10 protein-coding genes are annotated in these 14,396 nt (G+C 62.2%); 7 read left to right on the top strand and 3 right to left on the bottom strand.

Annotated features, from left to right (window positions below):
- Positions 1-2: 2 nt before the first annotated feature.
- The 3 genes from HBN54_RS17985 (at position 3) to HBN54_RS17975 (ending at position 2,120) form a co-directional block, all read left to right on the top strand.
- On the top strand, positions 3-707 hold the full coding sequence (locus HBN54_RS17985; protein WP_168674617.1) for a hypothetical protein: 705 nt from the start codon (positions 3-5) through the stop codon (positions 705-707).
- Positions 708-888: 181 nt separating this feature from the next.
- Positions 889-1,710 (top strand): sensor histidine kinase, encoded by an 822-nt coding sequence (locus HBN54_RS17980; RefSeq protein WP_168674616.1) that lies wholly within the window; start codon positions 889-891, stop codon positions 1,708-1,710.
- Complete coding sequence (locus tag HBN54_RS17975; RefSeq protein ID WP_168674615.1) at positions 1,707-2,120, top strand: response regulator; 414 nt, start codon at positions 1,707-1,709, stop codon at positions 2,118-2,120. The genes HBN54_RS17980 and HBN54_RS17975 overlap by 4 nt, the downstream gene beginning before the upstream one ends.
- A 104-nt stretch (positions 2,121-2,224) precedes the next feature.
- On the opposite strand, the gene HBN54_RS17970 is transcribed toward HBN54_RS17975, so the two are convergent.
- A complete protein-coding gene (locus HBN54_RS17970) occupies positions 2,225-4,951 on the bottom strand; it encodes a TonB-dependent receptor (RefSeq protein WP_168674614.1) in 2,727 nt (908 codons plus the stop codon).
- A 228-nt stretch (positions 4,952-5,179) separates the two neighbouring features.
- Between HBN54_RS17970 and HBN54_RS17965 the strand changes: the two genes are divergently transcribed.
- A complete protein-coding gene (locus HBN54_RS17965; RefSeq protein ID WP_168674613.1) occupies positions 5,180-6,688 on the top strand; it encodes a hypothetical protein in 1,509 nt (502 codons plus the stop codon).
- Positions 6,689-6,695: 7 nt separating this feature from the next.
- Here the strand turns inward: HBN54_RS17965 and HBN54_RS17960 are convergent, their stop codons facing one another.
- Entirely contained in the window at positions 6,696-7,052 is a 357-nt protein-coding gene (locus HBN54_RS17960) for an MGMT family protein (protein WP_168674612.1), read from the bottom strand.
- A 200-nt stretch (positions 7,053-7,252) separates the two neighbouring features.
- Between HBN54_RS17960 and HBN54_RS17955 the strand changes: the two genes are divergently transcribed.
- The 3 genes from HBN54_RS17955 to HBN54_RS17945 all read left to right on the top strand — a co-directional run bounded on the left by HBN54_RS17955 (position 7,253) and on the right by HBN54_RS17945 (position 13,330).
- A complete protein-coding gene (locus tag HBN54_RS17955; protein ID WP_168674611.1) occupies positions 7,253-8,446 on the top strand; it encodes an efflux RND transporter periplasmic adaptor subunit in 1,194 nt (397 codons plus the stop codon).
- Between the two features lie 222 nt (positions 8,447-8,668).
- Positions 8,669-11,749 (top strand): efflux RND transporter permease subunit, encoded by a 3,081-nt coding sequence (locus HBN54_RS17950; RefSeq protein ID WP_168674610.1) that lies wholly within the window; start codon positions 8,669-8,671, stop codon positions 11,747-11,749.
- Between the two features lie 195 nt (positions 11,750-11,944).
- Complete coding sequence (locus tag HBN54_RS17945; protein WP_168674609.1) at positions 11,945-13,330, top strand: TolC family protein; 1,386 nt, start codon at positions 11,945-11,947, stop codon at positions 13,328-13,330.
- Positions 13,331-13,481: 151 nt separating this feature from the next.
- Here HBN54_RS17945 and HBN54_RS17940 read toward each other — a convergent pair whose 3' ends face one another.
- A complete protein-coding gene (locus HBN54_RS17940) occupies positions 13,482-14,378 on the bottom strand; it encodes a T9SS type A sorting domain-containing protein (RefSeq protein ID WP_168674608.1) in 897 nt (298 codons plus the stop codon).
- Positions 14,379-14,396: the final 18 nt, after the last annotated feature.

The following is a 14,396-nucleotide window of genomic DNA, read 5'->3' as shown; positions in this document are numbered from 1 at the left end:
TCATGAGCTTAGCGCAATTTCATTCTTGTTTGGGGTGGCTGATAACGTTCATGCAGTTCAGCATTCTGGTGCCGATGGTGGTGGTGTGGTGGCGACAGCAACATTTTTCGCCCGCCGTGAAAATGCTAAGCTGGTATGTGTACCTGTCCGCCTTTTTTGCCCTGAGCGCCAGGCTATCAGGCATTTACCTGCACAATAACCTCTTTTTTCTAATCGGGTTCAACGTCACTAAGGTGCTGTTATTCGCGGCGATGTATCGGCTGGTGCTCACGGGGCCACGCATCCGCCGGGTGCTGGCGATAGCCACGCTGGTAGCGCTCGGCATCGTGGCGGCATCTTTTGCCCTGGACACCCCACGCACCGTAACGGTGAGCCGGGTGGTGCAGTGTGCAGTGCTGGCCGGTTTTGCGTTGGCGTATCTGGAGCAAGGGCTCAATCGGGGCGTCGCGTATAAATTCACCCACGACCCCATCTGGCTTTTGAGCGTGGGGCAGCTTATTTATTCAGCCACTACTGTTTCAGCTTTTAGCGTTGAATTTGTAACGTTGTTTAAGGGAGATATATTCAACAATATTTCATCCCTCTCTTTTTCAATTGGTGGCCTGGCGTTTAATTACTTTCTTACGCTGGCTTTTCTGCGGGCCAAGCCCGATGTGCCGGCCCCGGCAGCGGTTGCCGCCGCCAGGGGTCGGCTGGTGGCATCCTGAGTTTACCCGGCCCGAGGCAGCGCGTGGGAACTGCCTGCTGGTGCCCGCCCATCCGTTGTTTCTAATCTGAGCTGTAACCTGAACGTTCTGTCCTGCGCTACGCTCCTGCTTCCTGTTGACTGACTTAACAGGAGGCTCTCCTTTCTTCTTTTTTTCGCGCTTCTCTGCCGGGTGCCCTCACGTGACAAACCTTTTACCGTTGCTACTCCTCACTCCTACATTGCTCTTGCTGGTGCTTGGGCTGGTGTGGTTTGTGGTACGGTACCAACGGGGGCAGCTGCGCCAGCAGCAGCAGCTGGCCCAGATGCAGGAAGCCGCGCAGCAGCAGGCCCTGGCCGCCGCGCTGGTGGCCCAGGAAGACGAGCGCCAGCGCATTGCCGCCGAGCTGCACGATGGCGTGGGCACCATTCTGGCCCTGGCCAAGCTGCACCTGTACGCGCCCGGCAGCCAGCCCTCGCCCGAGGCCAGCGCCCTCATTGACCAGGCCGTGGCCGAGGTGCGCCGCATTTCGCGCAACCTGCAGCCGGCCACGCTTCAGCAGCTGGGCCTGGCCCAGGCGCTGCGGGCGCTGGTGCAGGCCGTGCCCACCGACAATGGCCCCAACGTGCGCCTGGAGCAGGAAGGCCCGCTGGGCCGGCTCATTCCGCCGCACGAGCTAATGGTGTACCGCATTGCCCAGGAGCTGCTCACCAACGGCTTGCTGCACGCCGAGGCGGCGCACATTGTGCTGCACGTGGCCACCGTGCCGGGCCTGCTCACCCTCACCTACTCCGACAACGGCCAGGGCTTCGACCTGGCCGCCCTGGAAGAGCTGCCGCCCCCCGGCCCGCACGGCCAGCCCGTGGGCATGGGCCTCATCAACCTGCGCAGCCGCGTGGCGGTGCTGGGCGGCCAGCTGCACTATCATTCTGAGCCCGGCGTGGGTACCCGCGTCGAGGCCGTACTGCCCGTCACGCTTCTGCCGGCGGGCACGCCCAACCCTTCTTTCTCCCTTAACTCATGACTGCCATCTCCGCTTCCCCGGCCGGTGCTACTCCCGTGCGCCTGGCCATTGTCGACGACCACATTCTGTTCCGCAAAGGTTTGCGGGCGCTGCTCAGCGGCTACGCGGGCATTGAAGTGGTGTGCGAGGCCGGCAATGGCCAGGAGCTGCTTGAGCTCCTGGACCAGGGCAGCAACCCCAACGTAATTCTAATGGACATGCAAATGCCCATTCTCGACGGCCTGCAAACTACCCGCCTACTGCGCACCCAGTTCCCGGCCGTGCGCGTGGTCATCATTTCCATGCACGACGACCCTTCGCTGGTGAGCACCGTACTGGCCGAAGGCGCACACAGCTACCTCGTCAAAAACACCTCGCCCGAGGAAATGCGCAGCGCCGTGCTGGCCGCTGCTGCCGCAGGCAGCCGGTAGAATGGCAAATAAGCAAATGGGTAAATGAGTAAGGTGGCTGGCCGGTAGCGTTTTGCGCATACCAACCAGCCACCTTACTCATTTACCCATTTACCATTTTACCGCTACAGCGTGGCCGAGAGGCCAACGGTGAAGGTGCGGCCGCGGTTGAAGAAGCCCTGCAACAGCGACGGGTTGGTGGCCGAGGTGCTGGCCGGTACATCGGTGATGTAGAACTCGTTGAGTACGTTGAGCATGGAGCCTTTGATGCCCAGGCGCACTTTGTCGCCGAACAGGCGCTTGGGCAGGTCGTAGCCTAAGTGTACGTCGAGGTTGCGCGAGGTGGGCACGCGGTAGGTATCGGTGCGGTTGGCTTCGCTGAGGAGGGTCACCGGGTCGAAACCGGCGTAGTACTTGGTAAAGAGCAGGAACGAGGACCGGATGTAGAAGTTACTGAACGGCTCGTAGCGCACTCCCACCTGAAACTGGTTCTGGGCGGCATCGCCCACGTGCACGTCCTTGAGGTAGATGGGCATGTCGGGAGTACCCACCTGCTGGTTGTTAATGTCAAATTGGTTTACCACGCCGTTGCCGGCCCAGCGCCAGTCGCCGAGGCTGATGGCGGCGTTGAGCTGCAGCCGACGGCTGACTTCCTGGGCCACGCTCATTTCAATGCCCATGTGGCGGGCATCCACGTTGCGCACGTTGTTGTACACGGCAGCATCGCCGGTGCCGCTGATGGAGTTGCTGGTTTTGTTGGTCCAGTAGGTATAGTAGGCGTTCAGGGTCACTTTCAGGCTGGGGTAGCTGATGCCGTAGCCCAGCTCCAGGGAGGTAATGCCTTCGTTGCGGATGTCGTTGTACTTCTGACCGGTATTGCTGAACACAAACTGATAGAACGGCACCTTGCTGTTGTAGCCCACGTTGGCAAACAGGTTGTCGTGCTCAGTCAGGTTGTAGTTGGCGCCGGCTTTCACGCTGTAGCCGGTGATGTTTACCTGGTCGCCTTCGAGGTAGTGGCCGTCGGCATTGGTGTAGCTCTGGCCGTTCACCACCACAGGGGCCGCGCCGAAAGGCACGTCGTAGTTCTTGCCATCCAAGGTCACCTGCTTGGCCTGGAAGTAGTCGATGCGCGCGTAGCTGATGCGCGAAACCGTACCGCTTACCACCGCCGAGAGGAGCTGCGTTTTGTATTCGAGCTGGCCATAGCCGCCCAGCCACCCGGTTTTGCTGTCGTTGTAGAAGCCAAATTTGTCGCCCACCCGCAGCCGGGTATTGGCATCGGCGTTGCGGTTGATGCTGTTACCGGAGCCAAGGGCGAAATCGCCGCCCAGCAGGTCCCGGACCTGGCGGTAGTGCGTGCCGTAGTAGTAGCGGGCATCCACGCCGGCCGACAGCGTGAGGCTGGGCTTGAGCAGGTAGTCGAACCCGGAAATCAGGCCGGCCCAGCGGTGCGAGTTCACGTTGTTGGCCAGGAACTGCGTGGACTGGCGCTGGCCATCGGCCTTCACGTTTTTGTAGTTGGTGTCGTATACCTTCTGGAAGTCGTCCTGGCCCGCCGCGTCTACGGGCAGCGTGCTCGACGTGCCCGCACCCTGCGAGCCGCCACCCGTGCCCTGGGAAGCGTAGAGGACCGTAGAAATGAACAGCCGGTCGGTCACGTTCCAGAAGTGGTTGAGGTTGAGCTGGGGCTTATAAAAATAGTTTACCCGCTCGTTTACCACCTCCTGGCCGTGGCTGATGCGATTGCCGCTGGCATCCAGCGTGTAGCGGTCCAGGTAGCCCCAGCCTTTATTGTACCGGAAGCCCCGGTCGGCGCCGAGCGCGGCCCCCAGCTCCCGGGCTTTCTCGTTGGAATACGTTCCGATGCGCTCGCCGAAGGGAATGCGCTGGCCGTGGCTTTGGGGCGAGCCCATGCCCGTGAGGGAGAGGGTGTGCTTGCCCATGCGCTTGCTCAAGGTGCCGAAGTAGGTCCAGGCATCGTCAAACGTTTTGTCGACCCAGCCGTCCTGGGTGCGGCGGGCGCCGTAGGCCGTCACGGCCCAGTCGCCCTTCAGCTGGCCGCTGCTGAGCATGAGCGAGTATTTCTGGTAGTTGTTCGAGCCGCCTTCCACGCGGGCCACCACCGAGCGTTTATCGTCGAAGCCCTTGGTGAGCACGTTGATGGTGCCGCCCACCGAGGGCACGGTAATCTTGGCGGCCGAGAGGCCCCGCTGCACCTGCAGCGACTTGGTCACGTCGCCCAGGTCCCAGTTGCTCCAGTACACCTGACCGTTCTCCATGTCGTTCACGGGCACGCCGTTGATGAGCACGGCCACGTTGCGCTGGTCGAAGCCGCGCACGTTGATGCGGGAGTCGCCGGTGCCGCCGCCCGCGCCCTGGGTGGCGTACACGCCGGGCGTCTCGTTGAGAATCATGGGCAGGTCGCGGTTGGAGAGGGTTTCGCGCAGCTTCACCTCGTTCACGGCCGCGAAAGCCACGGGCGTTTCGCGCTCCTGGGCCTGGCTGGCCACCACCTGCACCTCGTCGAGGCTGGCGTTGTCGGAGGCCAGGGAAAAGGAGGCCACCACGCTTTGGGTCGAGATTTTGACCGTTTGGGTGTTCACTTTGTAGCCAATGAAGCTGGCCTGCACCGTGTAGGTACCGGCGGGCAGGTTGCTCACCTTGTAGCCCCCGTCGGCATCGGCGCCGGCCCCGGTATTCTTGCCGTTGCCGGTTACCTGCACGGTAGCGCCGGGCAGGGTTTCGCCGGTCACTTTATCAAGCACGCGCCCGCGAATGGAAAACGTGGTTTGGGCCAGCGCGGGCAGGGTAAGCAGAACGAATAAAAGCGCAGTAACGAAGTGCTTCATACCTATTTAAATACTCCCCGGCACATTCCGGGACAACAAATATACAGATTAGCCGGAGTCGGTAGTAGTGTACCGGCCGTAAAGGTTTGATGAAGAAAGGAAATTAGCGGCTGGCCCGAATCTGGCCAGGGCCAGCCATCGCCGCCCGGCCGTTGGTTCAGATTGCCCGGCTGCTACCTAGGTTTGCGTGCTACTGCCTCGGCCAATTCCCGCTACGTGTCTTTCCGCATGTCCTTTCGATTTCCATTTTTTGGCCGGCCCGTCCGCTTCAGCCCAAAGCTGTGCCTGCTGTTCTTCATTTTTTGCAGCCGGCCGGCGCTGGCCCAGGTTTATTACCTCGACCTGAGCAAGCAGTTGTTGGACCTGCCCGGCCGCGTGGTGTCGGTAGAGCAGGTGGTGGATGGCCGCCCGGGCCGCCCAGCCAGCATGGGCACCATCTACAAGGGCCTGAATGACAACCCGGCACCCGTACTGTTCCGGCAAAGCCTGGAAACGGAGCTCACGGCCTGGCTTGGGCAGCAGCTGCCCGCCCGGCCCACCGACCAGCCCGTGCTGCTCTGCGTGCGCCAGCTGCTGGTGAGCGAAACGGTGACGTCCAGCATACTCGCCGATAAGCCAATCGCCGGTGCGGAGCTGGCCCTTGATGTGTACGCCCACCGGCCCGATGGCTACCATTTTGTGCGCAACGTGGCAGCCCACTCCAGCAAGCCGGGCATCACTATCAATTCCGACCACGCCCTATATGTGGCCCAGTTGATGCAGCAATGCCTGGCCTCGCTCACGGCGGCCGATTTGGCCACCGCCGCCCAGCGCCCGGCGCGCTCCCTGGCGCAGGCGCTGGCGGCAGCCCCGGCAGCCCGCCCCGCCGTGCTGCGGGCCGCTGCTCCCCGACGCGGCGTTTATTTTTCCGCGGCGCAATTCGCGGCCAACCAACCCGACACCACCAGCCAGCTGCTTCTCGATACGGTGCGATGGAGCTCCGTGCGCGCCAGCATTCTGGACCCCAATGGCCCGGTACTGGCCACCACCAACCGCACGGCCCGGGGCTACTCCCGCTCGGTGGTCAGCACGCCATCGGGCTGGCAGGGAACGGTGCAGCTGAAAGCCAAAGTGCGCACCGCCACCGGCGACCGGGTAGCCGCTCGCGACGTGTGGGGCTTTTCGGACGGCCGGCAGGCCTACTTGCGGCAGGCCAACTACTACCGGCTGTTGGGCCGACAAGACGCGTTTTACACGTTTGTTGGCGCGGCCCCGCTCGATTTGCCGGCGGCCCACCGCCAGGCCACGGGTGCCCCCACCAGCCGCATGGTTCATGGCGGGATGCGCATTGATATCAGCGACGAATCCGGCGAGCCCGTTACGTTTGCCCTCGACCTGCGCACGGGGCAAACGGCGCGGTTTCCGCCGCACGGCCAGCCGGCCCACGCCGATACGGCCTACATCTATGTATACCGCCCGCCAGGTGGGCCGCCCACGGCGCAGCCCATACTGCTCAACGACCGCGAAGTGGGCCAGCTGCGGCCCGGCACCTTTCTGGAGCTGACCTGGCCCCACCTGGGCGATGTCGTGCGGCTGAGTCTTAACTCGCCGAATGGCCCTACGCTGCTGCTGGGGCCCAGCACCACCATTGCCAACTACGTGAAGCTACGGCCCGGGGCCGCTCTCACGCCCTGGCAGGTGGTGCCCGCCACGCAGGGCGAAGCCGAGGTAGACGCGCTGGAGAAGCCCGGCAAGTAGCCCGGCGCTAAGCCAGTTCCACGGCGGGGTCCCAGAGCAGCTTATCGAAATCCGGTAAGCGGTCGATGTCTACGCGCACGCCTTCGGCTTCCAGGGCTTCCTGCATGGCGGTGGGCGTGGCAAAGTGCAGGCGGCCAGTGAGGTGGCCCAGGCGGTTGACTACGCGGTGGGCGGGCACGTATTGGTCGGCGGTGTGGGCGGCCATCATGGCGTAGCCCACGGTGCGGGCCCCGTGGCGCGCCCCGAGGTAGTGCGCAATGGTGCCGTAGGTGCTCACGCGGCCGGCCGGAATGAGGCGCACTACTTCGTGCACATCCTGAAAAAAATTGCGCGGCTCGGGCGCGGCGGGGGCTGCTGGTTTCATCGGGACGAAGATAGTTTCGGTCAGGGTGATGCCAGCTTACGTCTATTTCCGGGCAAGACACGCAACCTTTTAGCCGAAATTTGCACTATGTCCTTTCGGGCGGGCCGGGGCCCGGGCATTGCGCCCGCGCCCGACCCGGCGGCCGAATGGCCGTTGGCCGTCCTCAAACATCTGCCTACCGCCGCACGTTCCTGCATACTATGTCACTGGAAACCATCACTGCTACCCCACCCAAAACCTGGGATGCCACCACCACTACTCCCCCGCCCCTGGCCCCTGAACCCACGCCCCAGCCGGCCCCGACGGGCAAGCGCGGCTGGTTGGGCTGGTTGATAGCGGCGTTGATTATCGGCGGCATCGCCTGGGCCAAAGTCAAGTATTTCCCCAGCAACGCGGGCGGCGACAAAAAAGGCGGTGGCAAAGGCAGCGCGGGCAAAGGCGCGCCGGGCGGCAAGGGCGCGCTGACGCCGGTGCAGGTATATGTGGTGGCCGCCACCAACCTCACCGACCAGGTGGCCGCCACCGGCTCCGTGCTGGCTGAGGAGTCGGTCATCATCAAAAGCGAGCTGTCGGGCAAAATCACCAGCCTTAATATTAAGGAAGGGCAGTCGGTAAGCAAGGGCCAGCTGCTGTTCAGCATTAATGCCGATGAAGCGCAGGCCGCCATCCAGAAGCAGCAGTACAACATTAAGCTGTACCGCGACCAGGAAAAGCGCCAGCGCACCCTTCTCGATAAAGAATACATCAGCGCCCAGGAATACGAGCAGTCGAACAACGCGCTGCTGACGGCGCAGGCCGACTTGCAGAGCTTGCGCGCCACGCTGGCCAAGGCCTACGTGCGGGCCCCCTTTGCCGGGGTACTGGGCCTGACCACCGCTACGGTGGGCACCTACGTGAGCCCGGGAGCCGAAATCACGACCCTCTCGAAGGTACGGCCCGTGAAGATTGACTTTGCCGTGCCCGGTCGCTTTGCCGCCAACGTGCGGGTGGGCGATGTGGTGAGCGTGGTGGACGAAACCACCAACAAGACCTACGACTCCAAAGTCTACGCCATCGACCCGCAGATTGACCCCGTGAGCCGCACCCAACCCGTGCGCGCCCGCTTTGCCAACACCAACAACGAGCTGCGCCCTGGCGCCTTCGTGCGAGTGAACCTGAAGCTGGGCGAAAGCGAAAGCGCCCTGCAGGTGCCCACCGAAGCCGTGATTCCCGAAGCCAGCGGCTACAACGTGTACACGGTGAAGGGCGGCAAAATGGTCCCGCAGAAAGTGAAAATCGGTATCCGCTCCGACAAGGTTATCCAAATCACCGAAGGCATTGCGGTGGGCGACACGATTATTCGCACCGGCATTCTACAAGTGAAGCCCGGCGATGCGGTTAAGGTAATTAAGTAGTTAAACATCAAACTCCCCTCCTTACCAAGGAGGGGATGTTCGAGCCAACGGCTCGAACGGGGGTGGTTGTGGGCGTTGAACACTAGGTTGGCGTAATTAACAAGAGCCTAGCGAACCGGCCGCGAACCGTGCAACGCCCACAACCACCCCAGTTGTCGCTGACGCGACAACGTCCCCTCCTTGGTAAGGAGGGGAGTTTATCGCGCTATAGCTAAAAACCAAATGAGTCTTTCCACTACTAGTATCAACCGGCCGGTGCTCGCCATTGTGATGAGCCTGGTCATCATCATTTTTGGGGTGATTGGGTTCCGGTACCTCAGCATTCGGGAGTATCCGAGCGTGGACCCGCCCATTATTACGGTATCAGCTTCGTACACCGGGGCCTCGGCTGACGTGATGCAGAGCCAGGTGACGGAGCCATTGGAGGAAGCGCTGAACGGCATTGCCGGCATCAAGAACATGACGTCGAACTCGCGCGACGGCCGCACCCAGATTACGGTGGAATTTGACCTCGACTCGAACCTGGAAACGGCGGCTAACGACGTGCGCGACAAGGTTTCGGGGGCGCAGGGCCGGTTGCCGCGCGACATCGACCCGCCCATTGTGAGCAAGGCCAACGCCGACTCGCAGCCCATCGTCATTACCTACCTCAACTCCAACAAGCGCACGCTGCTGGAGCTTACGGACTATGCCAACAACACCCTCAAGGAGCGCCTGCAGACCATTCCGGGCGTGTCGGAAGTGCGGGTGTACGGCGAGCGCAAATACTCCATGCGCCTGTGGCTGGACCCGGTGAAGCTGGCGGCCCTGCGCGTGTCGCCGGTGGACGTGCAGCAGGCTCTCACCCGCGAAAACGTGGAGCTGCCCAGCGGCGCGGTGCAGGGCGAGGCCACCCAGCTCACGCTGCGCACCATGGGCCGCCTGACTTCGGTGGATGACTTCAACAACCTGATTATCCGCAAGGATGCCATCTCGCTGGTGCGCCTTTCCGACATTGGCTACGCCGAATTGTACCCGGAAAACGACCAGACCATTTTCCGGGTGAACGGGGTGCCGGGCGTAGCGCTGGCCGTGGTGCCCCAGCCGGGCTCCAACCAGATTGAAATTGCCGACGAGTTCAACCGGCGTCTCAAGCAGTACGGCAAGGATTTGCCCTCGGATTTGAAGCTGCAGGCGGGCATCGACAATTCGGTATTTATCCGCAACTCCATTAGCGAGGTGGAGCACACCATCATCGAAGCCTTTGTGCTGGTGGTGGTTATCATCTTTTTATTCTTGCGCGACTGGCGCTCCACCATCATCCCGGTGGTGGCCATTCCGGTGTCGCTGATTGGTATTTTCTTCGTGATGTACCTGCTCAACTTCTCCATCAACGTGCTCACGCTGCTGGCCATCGTGCTGGCCATTGGCCTGGTGGTGGACGATGCCATTGTGGTGCTGGAAAATATCTACTCGCGCATCGAGGACGGCGAAGAACCCAAGGAAGCGGCCATTAAAGGCACCGAGGAAATTCTGGTGGCCGTGGTGAGCACCACGGTGGTGCTGGCGGCGGTGTTCCTCCCGGTGGTGTTCCTCACGGGCATCACGGGGCGGCTGTTCCGCGAGTTTGGCATTGTGGTGGCGGGCTCGGTGCTGATTTCGGCCTTCGTGTCGCTCACCCTCACCCCCATGATGTGCGCCAAGCTGCTGAAGCGGCAGGAAACCCACAACTGGTTCTACCGCACGACGGAGCCATTTTTTGAGCGCATGATTAACGCCTACCAGGGCAGCCTGCGCTCATTCTTGCGCAACCGCTGGCTGGCCTGGGTGATGATAGTGCTAACGGGCGGCGGCATCTGGGGCTTCACGAAAATAATCCCTTCGGAGCTAGCCCCGGTGGAAGACCGCAGCCGCGTGAACGTGAACGCGACCGGCCCGGAAGGGGCCTCGTTTGAGTACATGGACAGCTACGTTTCCCAGCTCACCAAGCTGGCCGCGGACTCGGCCGGCGCTAAAAACCTGAGTAGCGTGTTCACGGTCACCTCGCCCGGTTTTGGCGGGGGCTCGAACTCGGCCATTGCCCGCATCATTCTGGTGGAGGCCGACCAGCGCACCGGCACCCAAGACCAGGTGGCCAACGCTGTGAGCGCAGGCGTAAAAAACCTGCCCGCCGCCCGCACCTCGGTGTCGCAGGACCAGAGCATTGGCGGCGGCGGGGGCGGCCTGCCGGTACAGTTCGTAGTGCAAACCCAGGACTTTGAGAAGCTGCGCGAAGTGGTGCCGAAGTTTCTGGACCTGGCCCGCCAGGACCCCACCTTCCAGTTCGTGGACGTGAACCTGAAGTTCAACAAGCCCGAGCTGCGCATCAACATCGACCGCGAGAAGGCCCAGAGCCTGGGAATTTCCGTCCAAAGCATTGCCCAGACCCTCCAGGCTGGCCTCAGCGGGCAGCGCTATGGCTACTTCATTCGCGACAGCAAGCAGTACCAGATTATCGGCCAGGTGGCGCGGGAAGACCGCAACCAGCCGCTGGACGTGCGCCTGCTGTCGGTGAAGAATGATAAGGGCGAGTTGGTGCAGCTCGACAACGTAATCCGGCTGGAGGAAAGCAGCACGCCGCCCCAGCTCTACCGTTTCAACCGCTACAACTCGGCCACGTTCTCGGCCTCGCTCGCCCCCGGCAAAACCCTGGGCGACGGCATCGCCGCCATGCGCGCCATTGCCGATAAAAACCTTGACGATGGTTTCACCACCGAGCTGGCGGGCACTTCCCGCGACTTCGAGGAAAGCTCCTCCTCGCTCCTCTTCGCCTTCGGCCTGGCCCTGGTGCTGATTTACCTGGTGCTGGCCGCGCAGTTCGAGAGCTTCCGCGACCCGGTTATCATCATGGTGACGGTGCCGCTGGCCCTGTCCGGCGCGCTGCTCAGCCTGTGGTATTTCAACCAAACACTGAACCTGTTCTCGCAAATCGGCATCATCATGCTGATTGGCCTGGTGACCAAAAACGGTATTCTCATCGTGGAATTCGCTAACCAGCGCGTCGAGAAGCACAACGTGGACTACATGACGGGTCTGATTGAAGGCGCAACGGCACGTTTCCGCCCCATTCTGATGACTTCGCTGTGCGCCATTCTAGGCATTATGCCCATTGCCATTGCCACGGGTGCGGGCGCGCTCAGCCGCCGGGCTATGGGCATTGGCGTAGTGGGCGGCCTGCTGTTTGCCACGGGCCTCACGCTGTATGTGGTACCGGTGATGTATTCGTATTTCGCTACGGCTAAGAAACATAAGTCGAAAGTGGAGCCCGAAGCGGTAGTTGCGTAAACTCCCCTCCTTTTTTAAGGAGGGGATATTTCCGCGAAGCGGAAATTGGGGTGGTGAAGTCGTTGAACGATGGCCGGATGACTGCCGAGTGCGTTGTTCGGCCATCGTTCAACGACTTCACCACCCCCGTTCGGCCTGCGGCCGAACATCCCCTCCTTAAAAAAGGAGGGGAGTTTGAAGTTCTGAATTTTCTGCATGAAACTTTTTCGATTCCTTCTCCTCTCCCTCCTCCCCTTCTCCGCGCTGGCGCAGCTGCCCACGGCCCGGCCCAACCAGCTGGCGCGGCCGGCCACGGTGGCTCCGGCCCCCGCACTGTCGCTCCAGCAGGCCATTGCCGAGGCGTTGCAGCACAACTACGGCATTTTGCTATCGCGGCAGGATGTGCAGATTGCGGAGAACAACGTGACCAGGGGCAACGCCGGCCAGCTGCCCAACATCAACGGCAACCTGACCCGGACCTTCAACCGCAACAACATCACCTCGACCATTGGCGACAACGCGCCCCGCGTCATCAACGGCGGCACGTCGAACCTGCTGAACTCGAACGTGACGCTGGGCTGGACGCTGTTCGACGGCTTCGGGATGTTTGTTGCCTACGACCGGCTGAAAACCCTGCGCCAGCAGCAGCAGCAAATAACCCGCGCCACGGTGGAAGAAACCGTGGAAAACGTGGCCAACGCCTACTACGACGTGGTGCGGCAGGCCGGCAAAATCACCTCGCTCGAAGAGGCCCTGAAAGTCGGCCAGGCCCGCATCGACCTCACCCAGGCGCAGGTAGACGTGGGCGTGAGCGCCAAGGTGGAAGTGCTGACCGCCCGCGTGGACTACAACGCCGACCGCAGCCTGTTTCTGCAGCAGCAGCAGGCCCTGACGGCCGCCAAAATCACGCTCAACAACCTGCTGGGCCGTTCCTCGCGCCTCGATTTTGAACCCAGCGACAGCCTGACCGTGACCCGCAACCTGCGCGAGGACGTAATTACGGCGGGCATCAAGGCCAACAACCCGCGCCTGGCCCAGGCCCGCCTGGGCGTAGACGTGGCCACCTACGACCGCAAGCTGGTAACGGCCTCCCGCTTCCCCCAAATTGGACTGGTGACGGGCTACGCCCTCAACCGCAACATCAACAACGCCCAGTTTATCACGCTGCCCACCGGCCCCGTGCTCAGCACGAGCATCAACAACACAGTGGGCCTGAACTACGGCATCACGGCTACGGTGCCGATTTTCAACGGCTTCAATATTCGCCGGCAGGAGCAAAACGCCCGCGTGGTGCAGGAGCAAAGCAAGCTCAGCCTGGCCCAAACCGACCTGCGGCTCGATGCTGACGCGGCCACTGCCTTCGCCCAATACCAGAACTTCATCCAGCTGCTTGAGCTCGAAGAAACTAACATCCAGCTGGCCCGCCAAAACGTGGACATTGCCCTGGAGCGCTACCGCCTGGGCCTGCTCACGCCCCTGGCCCTGCGCGAAGCCCAGCGCAACGAGTTGGCCGCCGAAACCCGCCTGCTCGACATCCGCTACTCGGCCAAACAGGCCGAAATTGCGCTGCAACGGCTGAGCGGCGGGCTGGTGCAGGAGTAGAACCACTGAAGCACAAACGCCTGTCATCCTGAGCACAGCGAAGGACCTTACCACGTTCGCATCGGCCGGATTACTCCCCAATGCTCTTTTGTGCTAAGGTCCTTCGCTGCGCTCAGGATGACAGGCGCTTTATTAAGCCGCAGGTGTCGTCCTACTCTTTCACAAACCGCTTGGTCTGGGTGCCGCCTTTGGTGGTGATTTTGTAGAAATACGTACCGGCCGGCACGTCGTGCAAGTCGAGCTGCTGGGTTTGCGGGCCCTTTTCCTGGCTGGCTTCCGATACCAGGGTGCGCAGCTTGTTGCCGTCCTTGTCGAGCAGGTCGATGGTTACGGGGCCGGCTTTGCGCACGTCGTAGTCGAGCTGGCTGGTGGGCGCGGCGGGGTTGGGGTAGAAGCTGGTGTTGCCTACGCCTTGTTCATTTTTGTTGGCAGCGGGGGCATTGGGGTCCAGCAGCAGGAACGCGGCGGGCTTGAAGAAGCGGCGCAGACCGCCGCGCTCGTGCTTGCGGCCCTGCATGGCGGCCATTCGCTGCTGCTGCTCAGGAGTGGCAGTTTTGGCCACGATGGCCTTGATATCAGTGGCCCATTTCTCTTTCTGCGGGGCTACTTCCTGGGTGAGCTGGGCGATGGGTGCGTCGTATTTCTGGGCCATCTGGGCCACGTTCAGCATGATGCCCCGGGCCTGGAAGCGCAGGTCGTGGGCCTGCTTCTGCTGGGCCTCGGTGAGGGCGGGGCGGGTGGCAGGGGCGGCCGTGCCCGCGGGCGCTACGCTGCGGCGCAGGGCTTGGCCCTGGTCCTTCAGGGCTTTGAGCTGGGTACGGTAGGTGGCGAGCTGAGTACGGTCGGCGGCGGTGAGCTGGGGCTCCAGCTTCTGGCGCTGCTGTTGCAGCACGGGCAGCACATTGGCCTGGAAGTAGGCCCGGACTTCGCGGCGAATGGGCCGGTCTTCGTGCTGGCGGTGCCGCCCGCCCCGAGCCACGCCCACTACCGTTGCGGAGAGGACAACCAGCAGCAGCAAGGTCAGAATTTTGGGTGCGTTCGATTTCATAATACTATAGAAGAATGA

Origin of the sequence: Hymenobacter artigasi (genome assembly GCF_012275535.1) — a bacterium.
Taxonomy (GTDB): Bacteria; Bacteroidota; Bacteroidia; order Cytophagales; family Hymenobacteraceae; genus Hymenobacter; species Hymenobacter artigasi.
The sequence above is the reverse complement of the archived record's forward strand: the minus strand, read 5'-3'. Positions and strand labels throughout refer to the sequence as shown.